Source organism: Granulicatella sp., assembly GCF_057274575.1.
Map to the genome: position 1 here is coordinate 1 of NZ_DBHISP010000017.1, position 20508 is coordinate 20508.

21 protein-coding genes, 1 pseudogene and 1 other annotated feature are annotated in these 20508 nt (G+C 38.2%); of the genes and pseudogenes, 6 read left to right on the forward strand and 16 right to left on the reverse strand.

Translation table 11 applies throughout. From position 1 onward, the window contains the following. Positions 1-283 precede the first annotated feature (283 nt). Positions 284-2122: an N-acetylmuramoyl-L-alanine amidase gene (locus ACO5V7_RS07800; RefSeq protein WP_485485729.1), complete on the forward strand. Its 1839-nt coding sequence runs from the start codon at positions 284-286 to the stop codon at positions 2120-2122. Between the two features lie 546 nt (positions 2123-2668). Here ACO5V7_RS07800 and ACO5V7_RS07805 read toward each other — a convergent pair. From ACO5V7_RS07805 to ACO5V7_RS07815, 3 genes are read right to left on the reverse strand one after another with little or no spacing between them, the layout of a single operon-like run. Continuing rightward, on the reverse strand, positions 2669-4189 hold the full coding sequence (locus tag ACO5V7_RS07805; protein ID WP_485485730.1) for an ABC transporter permease/substrate-binding protein: 1521 nt from the start codon (positions 4187-4189) through the stop codon (positions 2669-2671). Next, positions 4182-4913, reverse strand: a complete 732-nt coding sequence (locus ACO5V7_RS07810; protein WP_485485731.1) for an ATP-binding cassette domain-containing protein — start codon at positions 4911-4913, stop codon at positions 4182-4184. Before ACO5V7_RS07810 ends, ACO5V7_RS07805 begins: the two co-directional genes overlap by 8 nt. After that, positions 4907-5380: a MarR family winged helix-turn-helix transcriptional regulator gene (locus ACO5V7_RS07815; RefSeq protein ID WP_485485732.1), complete on the reverse strand. Its 474-nt coding sequence runs from the start codon at positions 5378-5380 to the stop codon at positions 4907-4909. Before ACO5V7_RS07815 ends, ACO5V7_RS07810 begins: the two co-directional genes overlap by 7 nt. Positions 5381-5551: 171 nt before the next feature. On the opposite strand from ACO5V7_RS07815, the gene ACO5V7_RS07820 reads away from it, so the two are divergent. After that, positions 5552-5746 carry a CsbD family protein gene (locus ACO5V7_RS07820; protein WP_485485733.1) on the forward strand — a complete coding sequence of 65 codons (195 nt, stop codon included), beginning with the start codon at positions 5552-5554 and terminating at the stop codon, positions 5744-5746. 105 nt (positions 5747-5851) lie between these two features. Here the strand turns inward: ACO5V7_RS07820 and ACO5V7_RS07825 are convergent, their stop codons facing one another. From ACO5V7_RS07825 to ACO5V7_RS07855, 7 genes are all read right to left on the reverse strand, one after another. Continuing rightward, positions 5852-6541, reverse strand: coding sequence for an energy-coupling factor transporter transmembrane component T family protein (locus tag ACO5V7_RS07825; RefSeq protein WP_485485734.1), 690 nt, complete (start codon positions 6539-6541; stop codon positions 5852-5854). Beyond that, a complete protein-coding gene (locus ACO5V7_RS07830; RefSeq protein WP_485485735.1) occupies positions 6525-7952 on the reverse strand; it encodes an ABC transporter ATP-binding protein in 1428 nt (475 codons plus the stop codon). Before ACO5V7_RS07830 ends, ACO5V7_RS07825 begins: the two co-directional genes overlap by 17 nt. Then, positions 7945-8511 carry an ECF transporter S component gene (locus tag ACO5V7_RS07835; protein ID WP_485485736.1) on the reverse strand — a complete coding sequence of 189 codons (567 nt, stop codon included), beginning with the start codon at positions 8509-8511 and terminating at the stop codon, positions 7945-7947. The genes ACO5V7_RS07830 and ACO5V7_RS07835 overlap by 8 nt, the downstream gene beginning before the upstream one ends. Next, on the reverse strand, positions 8504-9133 hold the full coding sequence (locus ACO5V7_RS07840) for a YkoF family thiamine/hydroxymethylpyrimidine-binding protein (RefSeq protein ID WP_049554379.1): 630 nt from the start codon (positions 9131-9133) through the stop codon (positions 8504-8506). The genes ACO5V7_RS07835 and ACO5V7_RS07840 overlap by 8 nt, the downstream gene beginning before the upstream one ends. A gap of 291 nt (positions 9134-9424) precedes the next feature. Further along, the gene (locus tag ACO5V7_RS07845) at positions 9425-9784 is read right to left on the reverse strand and encodes a PH domain-containing protein (protein ID WP_485485737.1); all 360 of its coding nucleotides are present in this window, start codon (positions 9782-9784) and stop codon (positions 9425-9427) included. Positions 9785-9804: 20 nt separating this feature from the next. Then, a complete protein-coding gene (locus ACO5V7_RS07850; RefSeq protein WP_485485738.1) occupies positions 9805-10029 on the reverse strand; it encodes a hypothetical protein in 225 nt (74 codons plus the stop codon). Beyond that, positions 10019-10705 (reverse strand): hypothetical protein, encoded by a 687-nt coding sequence (locus tag ACO5V7_RS07855; RefSeq protein ID WP_485485739.1) that lies wholly within the window; start codon positions 10703-10705, stop codon positions 10019-10021. The genes ACO5V7_RS07850 and ACO5V7_RS07855 overlap by 11 nt, the downstream gene beginning before the upstream one ends. A gap of 906 nt (positions 10706-11611) precedes the next feature. Between ACO5V7_RS07855 and ACO5V7_RS07860 the strand changes: the two genes are divergently transcribed. From ACO5V7_RS07860 to ACO5V7_RS07870, 3 genes and pseudogenes are all read left to right on the forward strand, one after another. Next, the gene (locus ACO5V7_RS07860; protein WP_485485740.1) at positions 11612-12205 is read left to right on the forward strand and encodes a TetR/AcrR family transcriptional regulator; all 594 of its coding nucleotides are present in this window, start codon (positions 11612-11614) and stop codon (positions 12203-12205) included. 4 nt (positions 12206-12209) lie between these two features. Next, on the forward strand, positions 12210-13541 hold the full coding sequence (locus tag ACO5V7_RS07865; protein WP_485485741.1) for an MATE family efflux transporter: 1332 nt from the start codon (positions 12210-12212) through the stop codon (positions 13539-13541). Between the two features lie 152 nt (positions 13542-13693). After that, positions 13694-13881 (forward strand): annotated as a pseudogene (locus ACO5V7_RS07870) (hypothetical protein). 620 nt (positions 13882-14501) lie between these two features. On the opposite strand, the gene rpsI reads toward ACO5V7_RS07870, so the two are convergent. The 5 genes from rpsI to infC all read right to left on the reverse strand — a co-directional run bounded on the left by rpsI (position 14502) and on the right by infC (position 16593). Beyond that, positions 14502-14894 (reverse strand): 30S ribosomal protein S9, encoded by a 393-nt coding sequence (gene rpsI / locus ACO5V7_RS07875; RefSeq protein ID WP_005605904.1) that lies wholly within the window; start codon positions 14892-14894, stop codon positions 14502-14504. A gap of 13 nt (positions 14895-14907) precedes the next feature. Continuing rightward, positions 14908-15351, reverse strand: a complete 444-nt coding sequence (gene rplM / locus ACO5V7_RS07880; protein WP_485485742.1) for a 50S ribosomal protein L13 — start codon at positions 15349-15351, stop codon at positions 14908-14910. Positions 15352-15437: 86 nt separating this feature from the next. After that, positions 15438-15797, reverse strand: a complete 360-nt coding sequence (gene rplT, locus ACO5V7_RS07885) for a 50S ribosomal protein L20 (protein WP_005605911.1) — start codon at positions 15795-15797, stop codon at positions 15438-15440. A gap of 68 nt (positions 15798-15865) precedes the next feature. After that, positions 15866-16066 carry a 50S ribosomal protein L35 gene (rpmI, locus tag ACO5V7_RS07890; RefSeq protein WP_005605917.1) on the reverse strand — a complete coding sequence of 67 codons (201 nt, stop codon included), beginning with the start codon at positions 16064-16066 and terminating at the stop codon, positions 15866-15868. 23 nt (positions 16067-16089) lie between these two features. After that, positions 16090-16593 carry a translation initiation factor IF-3 gene (infC, locus tag ACO5V7_RS07895; protein ID WP_070444481.1) on the reverse strand — a complete coding sequence of 168 codons (504 nt, stop codon included), beginning with the start codon at positions 16591-16593 and terminating at the stop codon, positions 16090-16092. 44 nt (positions 16594-16637) lie between these two features. Then, positions 16638-16766, reverse strand: a sequence feature (ribosomal protein L20 leader region). A gap of 178 nt (positions 16767-16944) precedes the next feature. Between infC and ACO5V7_RS07900 the strand changes: the two genes are divergently transcribed. Beyond that, on the forward strand, positions 16945-18456 hold the full coding sequence (locus ACO5V7_RS07900; protein ID WP_485485743.1) for an AMP-binding protein: 1512 nt from the start codon (positions 16945-16947) through the stop codon (positions 18454-18456). Between the two features lie 52 nt (positions 18457-18508). Here the strand turns inward: ACO5V7_RS07900 and ACO5V7_RS07905 are convergent, their stop codons facing one another. Next, positions 18509-20458 carry a S9 family peptidase gene (locus tag ACO5V7_RS07905; protein ID WP_485485744.1) on the reverse strand — a complete coding sequence of 650 codons (1950 nt, stop codon included), beginning with the start codon at positions 20456-20458 and terminating at the stop codon, positions 18509-18511. Positions 20459-20508: the final 50 nt, after the last annotated feature.

Sequence of the window (20508 nt, forward strand, 5' to 3'; positions counted from 1 at the left end):
GCTTATACTCCACAACTCAGATACCAGCTTCCATACAGCCAACCAAGCTGGGGATGGCAATATACTGATAAGGAATTTATCATTGGCCTTGGAAATGTGGATATGAGCGTTTGGTTTGGGCGTTAATGACACTGTCTTTAACAGTTCATCAGAATCTTTAGAAAGCCTCATTCATTATGGGGCTTTTTTTATTGAATCAGAAACGGAATTTGTCGCAGCAAATTGCGTGTTTTATTGTTTTTTGGTACACTTGGGAAGGATAATTTTTTGTAAGGAGGTCCATATGAAACATATAGGTAAAGTCACGCTATTAACAGCTACCCTACTCGCCCTTTCGACACATGCTGTTGCTGCAGAGACGACACAACCACAAACGACAGCTGAGGCTACGACTGTTGAAGTCACAACGGTTCAACCAACGACACAAGAGCTCCCAACAACTTCAGAAGTTACTCCACCAACAGCTGATAAAAGCATCGGTGATGTGCAGCAGGAAGTTGAAAAACCAAACCAGACAGGTCTTGTTAAAGCAGATGATGAAACCTATTATTACGTTGATGGTAAACCGATTGCTTCAACTTGGAAATGGGTAAATGGACGCTGGTATTACTTTGGTAAAGACGGAAAGATGTTGTTTTCAACAATCACTCCAGATGGATATCTTTTAGATAACGAAGGTCTACTCGCATCACCTGGTTGGAACTACTTAAATGGGAAAAGATACTACACTGATTCTGGCGGAAAAATCTTCCGAAATGATTGGAAAAAAATAGACGGAAAATGGTATTCATTTAAAGAAAATGGCGTCCTTCGTCAAAATGAGTTCTACGATATTTACTACTTGAAAGCTGACGGTGCAATGGCCGATAACGAGTGGGTTTTCGACAAGTACTACAATAGTTATTTCTATATCAAACCAGGTGGTGCTTATGCTAGTAGAGAACGGAAAGATTCTTATTACTTAAAAGCCGGTGGTTATATGGCGAAATCCGAATTTGTTTATGACGATAACTATAAAGCCACATACTATTTCGAAGAAAGTGGCCGATATGTTGGAGGAAAATGGATTGAAGTCAATGGTAAAAAATACCACTTCCAAATGGACGGCGTACTTGAAACCAATAAATGGATTGGGAACTACTACGTCAAATCTGACGGTGCAATGGCCAAAAACGAATGGTTCTTTGACAAAAATTACGGCAGTTACTTCTATCTAGGAGTTGATGGCAAATATATCGGTGGAAACCGATGGTATCAAGTAGATGGAGATTGGTACTACTTTATCGCTGATGGTCAAATGGCGACACGTAAATGGATTGGCCCTTATTACGTGAAGGCGGATGGACGAATGGCTATCAACGAATGGATTTATGATAAGAACTACAGTGGTTACTTCTATCTCAAGGATGACGGTGTTTATGTCACAAATCAGTTTACCATTGATGGAAAAAAACATCTTTTTCAAGCCAATGGTCTTTGGATTGCTGAAGTTCCCAAAGCCGTTAATTATGGAGAATATAAAAACGTTATCTTCCTTGACCCTGGACATGGCGGGAAGGACCCTGGTGCAGTCTATAATGGACTTCGTGAAAAAGATTTGAATATGCAAATCTATCATAAATTACGTAGAGAATTAGAAAAACTCGGATATACGGTTCTCACTTCTCGCGATAAAGATGAATTTGTAGACTTCGTAACAGAACGTTCTCAAATGGTGAATAAAACGGATGCGGACTTCTTTATTAGTATCCACTTCAACGCAACAGGTGATCCAGGATCAAACCGTAACGGTGTAGAAACGTACATTTATGAAGCTGACGAAGAGTATCCACCTAAAATTAATAAAGATGCTCATGATAATCCCCTTCGTATGAGCGAAAGTAAACGTTTAGCGGAAAATCTCCATGCTTCTATTATCAAAATGTCCGGTGCTAATGATCGAGGCATTCATGGCGCGAGTTTCGCAGTTCTTCGTGAAACAACAAAACCGGCTGTTCTTTTAGAACTAGGATATATGGATAATCCCGAAGAAAGTAAGAAAATTAGTGATAGTGCTTATCAAGACAAGCTTGTTGCTGGAATTGTTAGTGGGATTCAAAACTTCTACAAAACTACTAAATAATGCAAGTATATCATCAAAAGTCTCATCCAAATTGGATGAGACTTTTTTGTTTTGTCCCCCTCTTTTTCCAACAAAAAATCTATTGATTAAAATGGCAAGGTATCACTTAGAGGTTCATTTGAAGCTTCCACTCTCGTTTATTATATTGGAACGGTATTACGCAAAAAGAAAGAATAAAATGATCTCTCATAAAAATAGTGCCTTCATCGATAGTACAATAAGAATTCTATCAATGAAGACACTATTTACACAGTTCAAAAATAAAAGATTCGACTTCTACTTGATTATTATAAGTTTTTAAAAGTTTTAAATATAATCTAAACCTTGAGAACAATACTATTCAAATGGATATTCTCTCTTAGAAAAATTTATTACTTGATTTTTAATAAAATGACTCGAGAGTGAAATACTTTTTTAAGCAGTATATAAAAGCTAAACTTCTTTTAGTTGAGAGTATAGAATACACCGTGAATTGAACTGACAACTTTTATTCAATTTTGATACAACTAGTATCATAACTAAATCGAATGTCTATCTCGAAAAAGATTATTGGGGAAGAATTCCTTCTCTTTCTAAGAAGGCACGCGCCACGCTTTCTGCAGACTTGCCTTCTACTCCCACTTCATAGTTCATATGACTCATCTGTTCTGCTGTAATCCTACCAGCCAACACATTCAATACACTTTCCAATTCAGGATATTTTTTTAATAATGCTTCCTTCATGAGAGGTGCGCCTTGGTAAGGTGGGAATAATTGTTTGTCGTCTTCTAGCACTACTAGATCATAGCGTGTGATTTCCGCGTCCGTTGAATAAGCATCGGTGATTTGAATGTCACCCGACTGAATCGCTTGATAACGAAGGCTTGGTTCCATTGTTGCGACGTTTAAGTTCAATCCGTAGACCTTTTGAAGGCCGCGATTTCCATCTTCTCGGTCATTGAATTCAAGTGTGAATCCCGCTTTTAATTGCCCTTCGACTTTCTTCAAGTCAGAAATCGTCTTGAGTCCGTATTTTTCAGCAATCGCTCTTGGGACCGCTACAGCATACGTATTTTGGTATTCCATCGGCTTCAAGTACGCCAAACTGTCTTGCTTCAAGATGCCTTCTTTAGCCAATTCGTACACTTCTTCGGGATTATGCGAAACTTTTGGTGCTGGCTTCAACAAGCTTTCTGTAACAGTTCCTGTAAATTCTGGGTAAATGTCGATATCCCCATTCTTCAAGGCTTCATATAGGAATGTTGTCTTCCCGAAGTTGGGCTTCACTTCCACTTTTAGTTTCGTATTTTCTTCAATTAAGAGTTTATACATATTCGCTAAAATCTCCGGTTCAGGCCCTAATTTCCCAGCAATGATAAGGGTTTGTTGTCCCATCGAAGGCATCATCCCTGATACAAATGAAGCCCCTAGTCCTGCAAATAGAAGGATAAAGGTCGCGAAGATCGTTTTTAATTTGGCATGTTCCATCCATTTCAACAAGGTGTTAAATGCAATTGCCAATACTGCAGAAGACAAGGCTCCAATAAGAATAAGGCTGGCATTATTACGGTCAATCCCAAGAAGGATAAACGAGCCAAGTCCCCCTGCTCCAATTAAAGCTGCAAGTGTCGCTGTTCCGATAATAAACACCGCTGATGTGCGCACTCCAGACATAATGACTGGCATTGCAATGGAAATCTCAAACTTTTTCAATCGTTCCCATTTCGTCATTCCAAAGGCCACAGCGGCTTCTTCCAGACTTGGATCAATCCCTTGTAGACCTGTAATCGTATTTTGCAAGATTGGGAATAAGGCGTAAATCACAAGGGTTGTGAGGGCTGGAACCGTTCCAATCCCCATCAATGGAATAAATAGCCCTAATAGCGCCAGTGAAGGAATCGTTTGGAAAATCCCAGCTACTTGAAGAACAAAACCTGCTGCACGCTTACGAGCACTTAACAGAACCGCCAATGGAACAGCAATCATAATTGAAATCAGTAGCGCTAATAAGGAAAGTTGTAAATGTTGCCCTAATGCCACCGTCCAATCACTAAAACGGTCTTGAAAAGTTGTAATCAGATTATTCATGACGAACACCTCCTTTAAAAAGTTCCGCCACAAATGCGGTTGCAGGACTTGCGAGAATTTCAGAAGGTGTTGCGACTTGCTGGATTTCTCCGTCTTTTAGGACTGCAATACGGTCAGCTAATTTCAACGCTTCATCTGTATCATGTGTGACGAAAATGGTCGTCATCTTAAACTCATTGTGTAATGCCTTCGTGAGTTCTTGTAGTTGCTTCCTGGAGATCGCATCGAGCGCCGAGAAAGGTTCATCCATTAACAGTGTCATCGGTTCAGCAATCATCGCTCGAACAATCCCCACACGTTGTTGTTCCCCACCGGAGAGTTCACTTGGAAGACGTTTGGCATAGTCGTCAAAAGGAAGCCCTACCTTCTCAAGCAGTTCCTTTGTTTTGGCTATGATTTCCTCCTTCTTCCACCCTTTCATCTCAGGAATGAGCGCGATGTTTTCTGCCACCGTTAAATTTGGGAACAACGCGATTTGTTGAAGGACATAGCCCGTCTCTAAGCGTAATTTTCGTTGGTTATGTTCTTTGATTCGTTTTTTGTTTAAATAAATATTTCCATCAGTTGGTTCAATCAACTGGTTGATCATCTTCAACATGGTTGTTTTCCCTGAACCAGATGGACCCACTAACACCATGAATTCGCCGTCGTTGATGCTAAGGTTCACGTCTTTTAAAACGAGCTTTGCATCATATCGTAAAGCGACATTTTTATATTCTAACATCTAGTTTCTCCTTTACCTTCTTGCTCTTCGTATTCTTTTAAATTTTGAATAATTCGTTCTAAATAGCTTTCGAATTCAGAAATTTCCTGAGTCGAAAATCCTTTATAAAACTGTTCGCCTAATTCATAGCTCACTTCGTCTCCAACAACTTTTTGAGCTTTTCCGAGTTCTGTTAGACTGACATAACGCTTCCGTTTATCAATCTTGCAAGCTTCTAAACTAACAAGTCCTTGTTCTTCTAATTTTTTAATCATATTCGTTAAGGTATTATTGGCAAGCCCCGTCTTTTGACTTAAGTCTGTAAAAGTCATACACTCGTTTTCATAGTACCAAAGTGAAGATAAAATTTTAGCTTGCTCACTTCTAAACTGAGCAGAAGGTTGTTTCTTTAATAATTTTTGATAGTTTCTCCCATTGAGTAACCCTACATGGTGGACTAAGTAACCACCCTTCATTTTTGCTTTCATGAATATCCTTCTTTCAAATTAATTCTATATAGAACTATATACCTCTAAGTTTATCCTGTCAAAGATTCGGTTTCACAAAACAAAGCCCTACAAAATAATTCCTCAAGGAGAAACTTAGATAAAACCCTTTTTAAATGCTATAATGAGCCAAACAGTAAAGAAGTCATTCATATGTCATTAGAAGATAAATTACAACAAGCAACAGATGCCGCTAAAGAATTAGCGGGTAAAATTACAGGCGATAAAAGCCTTGAATCAGAAGGTGCTGTAGAAAAAGGGTTAGGAAAAGCAAAAGAAGTCATTGATAACGTTAAAGAAAGCATTGAAGGTGCTGTTGAAGGAAATAAAAACAACTTCAATAAATAACACTGAATTCTAAAGTGAAAGAGTCCCTACAAATAAAGTGCACCCCAAAAGTTAGATTTTCTGTCTAACTTTTGGGGTGCACTTCACAGTTGTGACTCTTTGGTGTTATTGTTGTAGCCATATGACGATAACGATAAAAGAGATCATCAAACTACTATAAATTAAATCTAAAATGGAAATTTTCAGTTGGATTTTTTGCACTCTATCCGAGGAGAATCCACGTAGTTCCATCGCCATGGCCGTATACTCGGATTGTCGCATCAGACGAATCATCATGGTCGTGAGGGCTTTTAAGTAAACTCCACTCCCAGAAATCCCTCTGATTTGCAATGCTAATTTCGACTGTTCATATTCTGTTTGAATCAGTGTTAGAAAATTAATGGCTACCAGTATGCTGTAAGCAATCGCCACTGGCACTTTTAATTGCTGGATGAGACTGGCAACAAATTCATTTTTCTCAATAGAAGTTGATAGACTAATTCCTACAAGGCCAAGCGCAAGAATTCGACTACTTAATTCCAAAGCTACAGAAAATACGCCACCTGATCCCGTTTGAACCAATAGATTCTCATTTGGATAAAAATAGACTGAAAGAAAATACGTCAAGGTAATCATCAGTAATCCCAGTCCAAGTTTAACAACGCGTCCCCAAGGTTGTTGTCTGAACAACACTATTATCACGATGGATGCCAGCATCATCATTCCATTAAGTTTCCATGATTTTGTAAAAAGGACAACCATCGATAGTAAAAATGAAACTCCTAATTGCACGCTCGGATTAATTCTCATCTTCATTCGTCTCTACCTCCATGGTCTGATGACGAATGCTCATCACCTTCTGCGCGTATTGACGCACTAGTCTACGGTCATGACTAGTAAATAGACAAGCTACTCCCTCTTGGCATAATTGCTGCAATGCATTCATGATAGCTATCGCATTTTTCATGTCTTGTCCGTAAGTCGGTTCATCCACTAATAGTAGAACTTTTCCCTCTCCAGTCATCGTTAAAAAAGCAAGCCTGCGCTGTTGCCCTTGACTGAGAAGCCAAGGAGATAATTCCCAAGTTTCCTTTAAGGAGTATTCTTCTAAAAGCGATTCTAGACGACTTTCTACTTCGTCTGGAAAAGTCACTTTCAATTCCTCTAGAACTTTAGCAGCAACAAACTGGAGAGTAGGATCTTGAAAAACAAGCCCGACTTGTTTCAATAAATCCTTCCTCTTCACCTTCGATAAAGAGTGGCCTTGCAGTTCAATGCTTCCTGAATAAGGGAGTTGCTTTAAAAGAGCTTTGAAGAAACTTGTTTTCCCACTCCCACTAGGTCCAATAAGAGCCATCATCTCCCCTTCATGAAGCTCAAGATGAATATGCTCAAGAAGCGGCTTGTCTTTTTCTACAAAAACCGAAACATCGTTGACTTTCAACAGTGGCTTTCTAATTTCTAACTTCTTTTTTGTTTTAACTGGTAATGGACATAGATTTCCACTCTCTTCTAGGAGAAGCTTATCTTTCTCCTTTAGAGGAAGTTCGATTCGTTTCAATTCTCCACCGTCTTCTAAGAGATACCAACGATTGACCCACTCCCAAAAGTCCAATCGGTGATCAATGATACAAATCGCTTTTCCTTCGTTACTTAACCGTTTAATTTGCTCGATAAAGTACACAGTACTTTCTTCATCGATATTGGCAAATGGCTCATCCATTAAATATAGAGGCGCCTCTACTAAGTTAGCACAAGCAAAAGCCACTTTTTGAAGTTCTCCTCCTGAAAGACTTGCAAACTTTCGGTGTAATAAGTCTTCAATTTTGTATTTTTTGGCTTGCTCGCGCACTTTTAGTTCCATCGCTTCAATGGGAAAACAAAAATTCTCTAGTACGAAAATCATTTCTTCGTACGGTGTCTCCATTGCAAACGAGAGTCTTGCATTTTGGAAAATAGAGCGTACATATTTCGTTCTCTCCAAGTGATTCAACTCTAGAAGAGAATGTCCTAAAATTTCTAATCCTTCACATTGAACATCTGTGTCCCCATTTGGATAGACTCCATTAATCACATTCATAAGGCTGCTTTTCCCGACGCCACTTCTTCCAATGACTAATACAATTTCTCCCGAATGGATTTGCATTGAAAGATTGGAGAACAGCACTCGACTTTGAACGCTTAGAGTCGCATTTTTCAATTGGAGCACAACTTCAGGATTAGCCACGAACTTTGACCACTCCTGTTTTTACCATTTGGTCGCATAGTAGTTTACTTAAGTATCCTGTAAAGATTAAGGCAGAAACTAAACGAATCACAAAAATAGCGGCAACCAGCTTCCAATCTAATGCTAAATAATTGCTACGGAAGCCTGTCCAAAGGAATGTAAAGATGGTCGTAATAACAGCCCCTAACATTGTGGTCCCATAAGTAATATCGCCGTATTTCTTCGTCATGAAGGCCATTTCTACTCCTAGCCCTTGGATAAAGGCGCTAACCACAACGATAATCCCGAACATGTTCCCAAGTAACACTTCAATTACGGCTGCAATAATTTCTGTAATAATACCAATCCCTGGTTTTCGAATAAAGTAAAGCGTGAATACGGGAGCCATAAACCAGATTCCGTAAAATGGCTCATATCCTAGCATCCCAAGTCCCATCGGTGCTAGTGTGGCAGAAAGCGCACCTCCTGCATAAACTGCTAGTAAATAAAACACCCCAAACAATACACAAATTAAGCTAATAAATAAGTAATCCTTTAGTTCTAATTTATTTTTATTCATCAATTTCTCCCCCTGGTACATTGCATAATAATGTCACTTGAATCACAAAATGACTCACATCTTGCTCTAAAATTTTAAAAACTTGTTCCAAATAATCAAACACCTCGTGAACGTCCCCTCCTAGAAAAGTGACATAATGCCCTGTTCCAGTAATCGTTCCTTGATCAATCCCTAGATTCACCACTTTCTCGATGGTCTTCATATAATTATCAGACCCCATTGGATATACTGCGAATTTCCCAATGACAGGAAAATGAGTCGCTTGGGATCGGACTTCATTGATTCGACTTCCATCGAACGATAAAGGCGTATCCTCATCTACATCCCCAGGGCACCCTTTTGAAAGAGTGGCTTCCAGCGAGCAGTGAACTCCCGGACGATAACTACTAATAAAACAAGCTTTTAACGCATCGAAAACTTCTACACTTCCCCCACGATAAATGGTAGAAGTATGATCCGTCTTTGCCCATACATTGGACAAATCCACTTGCCTGATGGCCCCCAGAATAATGTCGATAAAATCATCCGACATCGGTGCCAAATTAAACCTCGCGCCGCTAATTGCTAAATGTGAACCTGGAACTCCCACTCGGCAATTTCCGTACGAAACATGTTGAGACATAAAAAACCCCCTTCAGATCTTTTCAATCCTGAAAGGGGGGTTCACCTGTATAGATATGTACACAATGGTACTGTCGACTTTGTAAGATACTCTCTACGCAACCATGAAGTTGATCAGATAATATTGGTCTGTATATCACACTCTCAGCCTCCCTAACGAGACTCCCAAGATCTTCAATATTTAATTACATGACTCATTCTAGCATTGTCCTCATTGAAAAGCAATGCATTGAGCTTACAGCAGTAAAACTCTATTCTTGTAACAAGAGAAATTCTTCCTCCAGTCTGTTGTTTAGAGAATATACTCTGCTAATAACCGCTCGAATTTACGAATATCAATTCCGCGTTTCAATTCAATCTTAATATGGCCAGCTCTGGTCCATAATTCCACTTCTGCGGTGTAATCTAGGATTCCTGCATTTTCTGTAGACCACATATTCACTGCGCTATACGGTAAGGAATACATCTCTACTTTTGTTCCAGTTAACCCTTGAACATCTTTAACAATCAGGCGTTTGTTGGTGAATACCGCCACATCTCGTACGGTTTTGAAGGCGCGGTCTGCGACTTCCCCTGTCACAAGAATTTCCTCAATATCTCGTGGGACATCCACTTCGCGGTAGAAGATCCATTTTAGTTCTGTTGGTTCCATTTCGTTTCCCCCTATTTCTTTTACAATGAGTCGATTAAGGACCCGATAACATCCATAAATGTCTTTTTCCTACGTCCGTTGACGGTTTCGTATAAATGATAAACTTTCAAATGATTATCATTACCAAACACAAATTCGAATCGTAATTCACGTCCATTTGGCGCAACTGCATCGAAACGTGTTTTATAATTATCATGTACTGGACTCACAGGATATTTATTGACCGCTATTTGTTTATTTCCCACTGATAATCTCCGCATGAGAATTTTGTCCATGCCGAATATCTACAGTATAGCTAAAAGCTTTATTTTCTAAAGTATTCTTTCTGATATAGATGACCATTTTTAATTGCGTATTCAGGTCTACTTCCATGTAGTTATTTAGAACAGAATCCATTATAAAATAACTAATATCTGCGCTTCCTGTTTCATTGCTATAAATTTTTAGTTCCATTTTTAAGGCTGATAAACTCTCTTTATTGATGATAAACTTTTGCAATAGAAGTGTTGGATGTTTTATGTTCACATTTGCTGTCGAATCTTTCAATTGAATGGTGCCGTTTTGATAAATGACTTCACCCTCATATAGTACTTCTGTATGCTTTTTCTTTTTATCATCAATTGTCACTTTTTTCCATAAAATGGTTCCAGTAATACTTTTAGTCTCACTATCCCCTTTCAACTTTATAGATTGAAATGAATAGCCTTCGCCCTCTTTGTAATCATACAAATCATCACTTTGAACACTAAATCCATCTGGAAATTTTTCAAACAAATCTTGTAAATCCACCGTGGGATAAACCTTACTTAGTTCAGCTGCCTTCCCTTCGATAAACTCTTTGCTACTCTTTGGATTACATCCTGCTAGGAATATCATTCCCATTCCACCTAATAAAATTATTTTTAGCACTTTTTTCAGCATGGTTTTCCCCCCTTTTTTTAGTAACCGTGTTTAATATCTAAATTGTAGCAAGTTTAAGATAACGATTCAATATTTCCATCAAAATGTTGAAATGGGATACTTTGAATAAGTCTTCGCAATAGAACGATAATAACGTTTATTGGCTACTCCTTCGTCGTACGCATCCACATCCGTACGTCGCTTCGCTCCAACATCCCCTGGCTAGGACTCCGTCCGTCGCATCCATATCCGTACGTCACTTCGTTCCTACGGCTATGTAAAATTGAGAGCGTCAGTTCTCAACAAAAAAGCACACTGTAAATACAGAGTGCTGAGATCTTGTAAGTAATTCTTGTAACGTATTAACGTTTTGAGAATTGGCTAGCTTTACGAGCTTTCTTAAGACCTGGTTTGAACAGAGTTAGTTTTAATAAATTTCAAAAACCTTTAAAATCAGCGTTTTCCCTTGTTTACAGAAAGCGGATTTTCATATAATTTCAACTAATTTGATTCGAATGGTGTGAATTTTACCCCCAAAATACACGAATTGAGCTACTAAATACCAAAACTCACACCATTATTGTTTAAAAAACAAAGCAAGTGGATTTTCTAACAGTCACTTGCTTTTTGTATCAATGATTTTCTACAAAATCTAAAATATCTTCATAGGTTAATAAGGAAACAATCTGTTCAACAGTTAAATGAAATGTTTTTTATTTTTGATATACAATAAATCATGTTTTATAAATATCATATCGCCTTTATGGTTATGGGGATTACTTTGTCAGGGATTTTAATCTCATTTGATAGAACTTTTCTACACGATAATAATATTATAGGTTATCTTGTATATTTGAGATATTGACAATTTTGGTTAGTTAATGTTAAAGTACAATTACCGACAACTTTATCGGTAAGGAGGAGCAAATGAAAAGAGAAAGGCTAACAGCAAATGAAAGAAAATTAGAAATACAGAATATTGCATTGGAAGTTTTTACAATAAAGGGATATAAAAACACAAGTATGCATGATTTAGTACAAGCTACCGGACTATCCGCAGGAGGATTGTATCATCATTATAAAAGTACATCTGAAATTCTTTACGACATGATGATCCGAGGTTGTAAATATAGGGAAGATATTATTAAAAAAAAGATAGCTGAAATTCCAAACCCTTTAGGTATAGAGGTATTAGCTGAACTAATGGTTGATAAGGCACTTTCCAACAATATATTTATTCCAATATATGTTATGTTCTTGCAGTCGATGCAGGAAGATGAAACCTTACAACAACTTTATAAAGATATAAGAGATAGTAATATAAGGGATTTTGAGCAAATGTTAGAGGAAAACGGAGGCTTGAAGATTTCTAAAGAATCTTGGAATTTACTCAATGATTTGATTAATACTTTCATCTTAGGTTGTGAGACATTGGGTATCAGAGAACATTTAATTTCACAACGTCACATTCTTAAAAAAATGGTCATTGACGTTCTAATAGAAAACGAAGAAGAGGTGTAATTGTATGAATAAAAATAGTAAAGAGTTGTTAACAGAGCAGCCATTACAAATATTAATTAAGCTATCATTACCTGCGATATTAGGAATGATTGTTATTGGATTATATCCGTTAATGGATGGGATTTTTGCGGGTCAAATACTTGGTGAAAAAGCCATGACGGCAGTAGGCATTGCTACCCCATTTACCTACATCAATACAGGAATTGCTACCTTGATTGGTGTAGGGTCAGCATCTTTACTTTCCAGAGCAATTGGAGAAGGAAATCAAAGAACCATTGACAAAGTTATGGGGAATCTTTGCTTTTGGGTTTTGTTATTGTCAACAATCGTTACAATATTAGGGTATTTATTTTGCGGACAACTTCTTATGATATTTGGAGCTAAGGGAGAACTTTTAGATCTTTCTACTCGTTATTTACGAATTATTTTTCTTGGATCCATATTTGTGAATTTTGCACAGGCAGCTAATATGGTGATGCGTGGTGAGGGTTTAATGAAACGTGCCATGTTAATTATGTCACTGGGAGCAGGAATAAATATAGTATTAGATCCAGTTTTAATGATAATGTTTAGAGAACATGGAGTTGAGGGAGCTGCTATTGCTACAATAACAGCACAATTTATTCAGGCAGTATTTACGCTTTGGTTTTTTAAGAAAAAAAGTGAAACTGTAAAAATTGGCTTGATGAGAAAAGAAAAAGAAATAACAGGAGAGATGTTTTCGGTAGGAGTTTCTGCTATGCTTATGCAGGTGCTTACTATTATTCAACAGAGTTTTCTTTATAGTCAGGCATTTCGATATGGAGGAGAAACTTCAGCAGCCATTATGGCAGTATCATTAAGAATACAAGCATTTTCTTTCATTCCGCTATGGGGAATGAGTCAAGGATTACAACCTGCTATTGGTGCTAATTTCGGAGCGAAGCAATATAATAGGGTAAAAAAAATATTTAATGTTTTTACTATTAGTTCCATTGTATTGGCAGCTTGTTTTTGGATACCGGTAGAAGGATTTGCTAAACAGATTCTTAATTTATTTGGATTGTCTGATGAAACACTATTTTTAGCGGTTCCAAACTTTCGTATAATGTATAGTATTTTCATTGTTTATGGGGTAATGATTATGATTATGACATTTTTCCAAGCAATTGGAGATGGTAAAACAGCTGGTGTTTTAGTTATGCTAAGGCAGGTAATTTTATTTATTCCAACCATGATTTTTCTTCCATACATATTTGGAGCACAGAGTATTTGGTATGTTATACCTATAGTTGATGGTATTGTTGTATTGTTGGGATTGCAGAGATATTTTACAACAGTTAAGAAAATGAAATAACTAATAAATTATGTAGAAGAGCAGTAAATCGAAAGATTTACTGTTTTTTCTTGTTTATTATATCTTTTAATTAAATACCATTCTCTATTCCTTAGTATGAATCTAACAAATTTATAATATAGTAATAGTAGTACTATACAAGGAGGTTTACTGTGACTCTTGATGTAAATAAAGATAAATTAACTATTCTAGGAGTTCAATTTGATAACTCCCAGACTTTGATACCGTTTGGTATGCTATCGGATCATCAATGATTGAAAATTATGAACCTACTGTTCAAGATGTGATTGATTTAAAAGCTCATGTTATTAACAGACGAAAGGAATTAAATATTGGTTGAAAAAACTATGATTTGAATAACCTTATATTTGAATAAGTGTTAGAATGCCTTTAAAATCGACATTTTTTGATATTATCAGCTAATGTTATTTCATCTGATTTTAATAACCTTCATTCAAATGGTGTGAATTTTTCTAAAAATCATCAAAAAAAACACCCCATGGTGTGAACCATGAAGTGTCAGAAATGTTGATATACGAACGATATTAACGTTTATTGGCTACTCCTTCGTCGTACGCATCCACATCCGTAAGTCGCTTTGCTCCAACATCTCCTGGCTAGGACTCCATCCGTCGCATCCATATCCATACGTCACTTCGTTCCTACGGCTATGTAAAATTGAGACCGCCAATTCTCAATAAAAAAGCACTCTGCAAAAACAGAGTGCTGAGATCTTGTAAGTAATTCCAATAACGTATTAACGTTCTGAGGCTAGGGCTCCGCCCGGCTCAGCCGAGGCTGTAAGCTACTTTAGTAGCAACACCCCCTTGCTAGGCCTTCGCACCCATGGCTGTAAGTTGCTAAAGCAACAACACCCATGTGAATTGACCTCAATTCTCTATAAAGAAAAAGCACCCCAATAATGGGATGCTTTGAATAAGTCTTCGCAATAGAACGATATTAACGTTTTGAGAACTGACTCGCTTTACGAGCTTTCTTAAGACCTGGTTTTTTACGTTCTTTCATACGTGGGTCACGTGTTAATAAGCCGGCAGCTTTTAACACTCCACGGAAGTCAGGGTCAACTGTTAATAATGCACGAGCGATTCCGTGACGGATAGCTCCTGATTGACCTGTGAATCCACCACCGTTAACGTTCACTAAAACGTCGTATGAACCTAAAGTTTCAGTTAAGTTTAAAGGTTGTTTGATTACTTCGTGTAAGTAAGCAAATGGGATGTATTCTTCGATTGATTTTTTGTTAATTGTAATGTTTCCTGTCCCTGGTACTAAGATAACACGGGCAGTTGAATTTTTACGGCGTCCAGTGCCGCGGTATTGTGCTTGAGCCAATGCTTTTTCCTCCTTAGATTAGTGATTGGATGTCTACTGCTACTGGTTGTTGTGCAGCATGTGGATGTTCAGCTCCACCGTAAACATGTAATTTAGTAAATTGACGACGACCTAATGAGTTCTTAGGTAACATGCCTTTGATTGATAATTCAACTAATTTACGAGAGTTGTTAGCACGTAATTCACCAGCTGTACGAGAAGTCAATCCACCAGGGTGGTTTGAGTGGTGATAGTAAACTTTATCAGTTGCTTTTTTACCTGTTAAGGCAACTTTGTCAGCGTTGATGATGATTACGAAATCACCTGTATCAACGTTAGGTGTAAATGTTGGTTTGTTTTTTCCACGTAAAATGCTTGCTGCAACAGCTGAAAGACGTCCTAATGGCACATCAGTAGCGTCGATAACAACCCAGTTACGTTCTGTAGTGCTAGCTTTAGCCATATATGTTGTACGCACGATTGTTTCCTCCAATTTCTTTCTTGGTATTCTTCACATTGAGTTTAACGGGGCTCAAATGTGGATCTATTATCTAGAAAATAAAATTATTTTGCTAATGCTTCTTTAGCTTTATCTGCTAATACTGTGAATGCAGCTGCATCGTTAACTGCTAAGTCAGCTAACATTTTGCGGTTCATTTCGATACCAGCTAATTTTAAGCCGTGCATTAATTTGCTGTAGCTTAATCCGTTTAAGCGAGCTGCCGCATTGATACGTGCGATCCATAATTTACGGAAGTCACGTTTCTTTTGACGACGGTCACGGTAAGCATACATATATGATTTCATGACTGCTTGTTTAGCTGTTTTAAATAATTTTGATTTCGCTCCGTAGTAACCTTTAGCTAATTTTAAAACGCGGTTACGACGACGACGAGTAACTGTTCCACCTTTAACACGTGGCATAATTAATTCCTCCTTGGTCTATCAGTCTCTTGCGACTGGCTTGAAAATGTAATAGTTTGCGTGCTGAATTAACGCATTTGACTTAATTGTTGTTTAATACGTTTGATGTCAGTAGCGTGAACCATTGTTTGTTTACGCAAGTGACGACGTTGTTTTTTAGTTTTGCCATGGAAACGGTGGCTTGTGAAGGCTTGAGAACGTTTTAATCCTCCACCACCTGTACGTTTGAAACGTTTAGCTGAACCACGGTGTGTTTTTTGTTTTGGCATGAGACTTTCCTCCTGTTACTTTTTTACTTATCATTCTTAGGTGCTAACATCAAGAACATGCTTCGTCCGTCCATTTTAGCCTTTTGTTCAACTGTTGCGATTTCAGAAACTTGTTCTGCTAAACGCTCGAGAACTTTTTGGCCAATCTCTTTATGAGTAATGGCACGACCTTTGAAGCGAATGCTTGCTTTGACTTTATCACCTTTTTCAAGGAACTTGATCGCTGCTTTTAACTTCGTATTAAAGTCGTTCTCATCAATTGTAGGGCTTAGACGCACTTCTTTGATATTGATGACTTTTTGGTTTTTGCGAGCTTCTCGTTCTTTTTTCTGCTGTTCAAAACGATATTTACCATAATCCATGATTCTGGCAACTGGTGGTTTTGCGTTTGGCGAAACTAATACTAGATCAAGTCCAGCTTGTTCTGCTAAACGTAAAGCATCATTTTTCGATTGAACACCAATTTGTTCACCGTTATTGTCAATAACACGTAACTCACGAGCGCGAATTCCATCATTGACCATCATATCTTTTGCTATGATATTCACCTCCAAGAATATTTGAGAGAAAAAAAGCAAAAAAGCAACGGAAGTAGTAGAATACTCCCGCTGCCAATGTCTTTTTAAAACTTGAACATTTCCTATCAGCCCAAGGACCCTTGTCAACTTAGGCGAGAAGCGGGATGCTTCTGCTTGTTTTCTCAACTCCAATAGTCTACCAAATAATAGAGAGTCTGTCAACACATATCCCCTTACAGGTCACCTATCGAATAACTTTTAATAATATACCTTTCTAGCTTGCTTTTGTCAATATTTTTGGTCATATTGTTTTCCTTTTTTGTGACTGATATAATATATACCAATGAAAGGAGTTTTGTTATGTCATTTAAACCATTGCAACTCTATAAAAACTATAAAGAAGCTTGCGAAAAATTTCCTGGCTGCTCTATTTTTGTAGATACAGAAACATCTGCTTTTCCAGAATTAGGAACCCAAACAACGTATGAAGCCACTCATGCAGCGATTGTCAAACGTGCACGTCAATTAGCGACGCTTGGTGTGGAACAGGGAGATAAAGTTCTACTTTATAAGAGATCCTCTGTTGATACGTACTGGCTTGCGGTTAGTGTATGCTATCTTGGTGCTGTTCCAGTGATGACTTCATTCCATCTTTCTAGTGAAGTTATTGAGATTTTCTCTGAGCGCTTAGAAAAGCCATGGATTCTGTTTGACGACGTTACGGCTGAAAGAATTACTCCTTTACCTGAAGATATGAAACAACGTGCGTTCTCAGTTAGTGATGTCCTCCAGGCCGATGAAACAGTTGTAGATTTTAATCCACTACCAGACACCGAGATTAGTTACATGACGCATACAAGTGGAACTATTGGCGTTCCAAAACTCATTGCTCATTCTTCGATTAGTATGGGGTGGCGTATCGCTTTTCAACAAAGCATCATGGAGAAAATGGACCATGTTGATTTACTAGCTTTCCATATTTCACCCGTTCATTCCCGCTTTAATATTGGAATGTCTTCGCTGATGAATCTTGGTTATCCTTATTTCTATATAGTAGATCCAAGTATACAAAATGTAGAGAAAGTTTTACAACACCACTCTCCTCTTGCGATTGAGACACATCCGAACAATTTTGTCCAGTGGGCACATCTCGCAAAAGAGAAACCTCATTTATTTGAAAATACGCGTTACTACCACTCTACTTTTGATGCCATTAATAAGGAAACAATGGCTACTTTCTTACGTACCAATAGAGAAGGTAATGGCATTTACTTACAAATTTACGGTCAAAGTGAATGTGGACCAGCGATTGTGCGGAAACATACCCTTGAAAGTCTTCCAACAATGGATGTGCGTAATATGGGAGTTGGTTATCTTGATTTCACAAAAGCTCGAATTGCAAATGAACAAGGGAAGCCTCTACCAGCAAACACTCCGGGAAATATTCATTTATTTTCTAAAGGGCGTGCAGTGACTTACTATAAAGAGGAAGACCGATTCAATGCGAACGTCTATGGCGACTGGTGGGATACTGGTGACTACGGTTATGTAAACAAATCGGGAGAACTCATCTTGCAAGACCGCCAAGTCGATTTAGTGGAATCTTTACCAAGTACGCTTGCCATCGAAGACTTCCTACTTGATACTCACGAATGGATTGAAGAAATTGTCATTGTAAAAGATCCAAATGGCTACCCTCAACCAGTTGTTGCGGTGAAAGCGGATGGCAAATTCCTATGGGAAGCATGGTGGAAAACACTCGTGAATCTTCCCCACTTAAACGAACCGATTATCCTACCGTTTGACGAATTCCCACGAACTGCCACGATGAAAGTCCAACGTCGGGCACTCGAACAACAACTATTTCCATAAAATAAAGAGTCGTATTTCGATATTGAAATACGACTCTTTTTCTATTTAATGGTTATTTTGAATATTCCTCAAACCAGTCGGTAATAGCTTTTAGACGTTCTTGACGAAGATTTGGTAATCCTTGACGAGATAATCCATGACTAGACTGAGGAAAGAGAATCATTTTTGTTGGCACATTGTTTTTACGCATAGCCATATACATTTGTTCTCCTTGCTCTTGTGGGCAGCGTAAGTCACTTTGTCCGTGTAAGACAAGTAAAGGCGTCTTCGCGTTTTTGGCATGAGCCACTGGTGACATTTCCCATAGGCGTTGTGGATTATGAATGTCATCAAGCAATTGTTTTTCCACGAAGAATGGTCCAATGTCACTTGTACCGTAGAAGCTAATCCAGTTACTGATGGAGCGTTGTGTGACGGCTGCACGGAAGCGGTCCGTATGCGTTACAATCCAGTTGGTCATGAATCCACCATAACTTCCACCAGCAACGTATAATTGGTCCGCATCAACTTCAGGATGTGTTTCTAAGATGTAGTCTACCCCCATCATCAAGTCGTCAAAATCGTGGTTCCCGTAATCACCAAGAATGCTCTTCACGAAGTTTTGTCCGTAAGTATTACTTCCACGTGGGTTAATCATAATCACACCGTATCCTTTTGCAGCGAGGGCTTGCATTTCATGGAAGAAACTTTCGCCGTAAGCCACTTGTGGTCCACCGTGAACATAGAGAATCGCCGCATGCTTATCTTTCTTTTCGACTGGTGGCATATACCATCCGTGGATATCCCAGTTGTCATATCCTTTATACGTAAAGCGTTCAGGCGTTGTAACGATATGTTCCGCCAAATATGCTTCATTTGGATTATAAAGGTTTGTAATTTCTCCAGTGGTTAAATCCAATTTTGCTAACGCGCTAGGAAGTGTTGTCGTTGAATAAGTGATGACGAGTTCTTTTTCAGTGATGATTTTAGCTCCTGTAATATGAACCTCTTTATCAAAAAGAGCTTCATTTTTTCCATCTAAGAAGAGACGGTATAATACGATTTTCCCTTCCACACTCGCGCTAACGAGGAAGCTTTCCTCATCCATCCATTGAGGTTCAACTCCAGTAACTGATTGTTGGAAGTCAGCAACTAGCCAGTCTCCCCATTCCACATCTAATCCAGACGTTAAATTTAAAATACTTCCTTCTGTACCTGGTTGACCTTCTTTATTGAATACGATGTCTACTTGTGTAACAAAACCGTGTTCCCCTGAATTATAAGCTAAAACAACTCCCTCTTTTGAATCCAGCATATAGCGATAAGATTCATCTGTTCCTGCTTCAAGAATTGGATGAATATCCCCAGTGGCCACATCCACATAGCAAGCCTCTGCACTATCTAATGTCCAACGAATATTGGATAAATCACGGTCTACAACAAGGCTTCCGCCATCATGTAACACATCTCTGAAGAATATAGAATCTTCAGTTTCAAAAAGTGCCTTCACTTCTTTAGTGGCTACTTCTACCTGTTTAATTTGAGTTGTTTCTTTATTCGGTAAGAAGCTTCCTCCATCGAATCGATACGTTGTTTTTTCAACGATGATTGGTTGAGGGAATTCTTCTTTCTTCTCTTCTTCATCTGCTTTAGTCGTTTGATAGTAAATAGACTGACTATCCTTTCCCCAAACATATACGGAAACACCCTTTTTTTCCTGTGTCAGAGCGATAGCTTTCCCACCTGTTACCGATTGAATTTTCAATTGAGGAGTTTTATCTTCTCCTTCATTACTGACAAAACTAATCCACTTTCCATCCGGTGATACTTGAAGCGATGAATTGACCGTCCCATCATCTCCATAAGCTACTTTTCCTTCGTTTGTATACTTATAAATAGCTGTTTCATAAGTATTCTTCTTTTCATTCATCTTCGTTTCTGTAAAGAAGATGTCCCCTCCAGCCACAACCGGTTGGGCTACGTTTTTTAATTCAAATAAATCTTTTTGTTCAATTTTCTTCATAATATCACTCCTTTTGCGCGTGTACTCTTTCAGTCTACTCTTATAAAGAA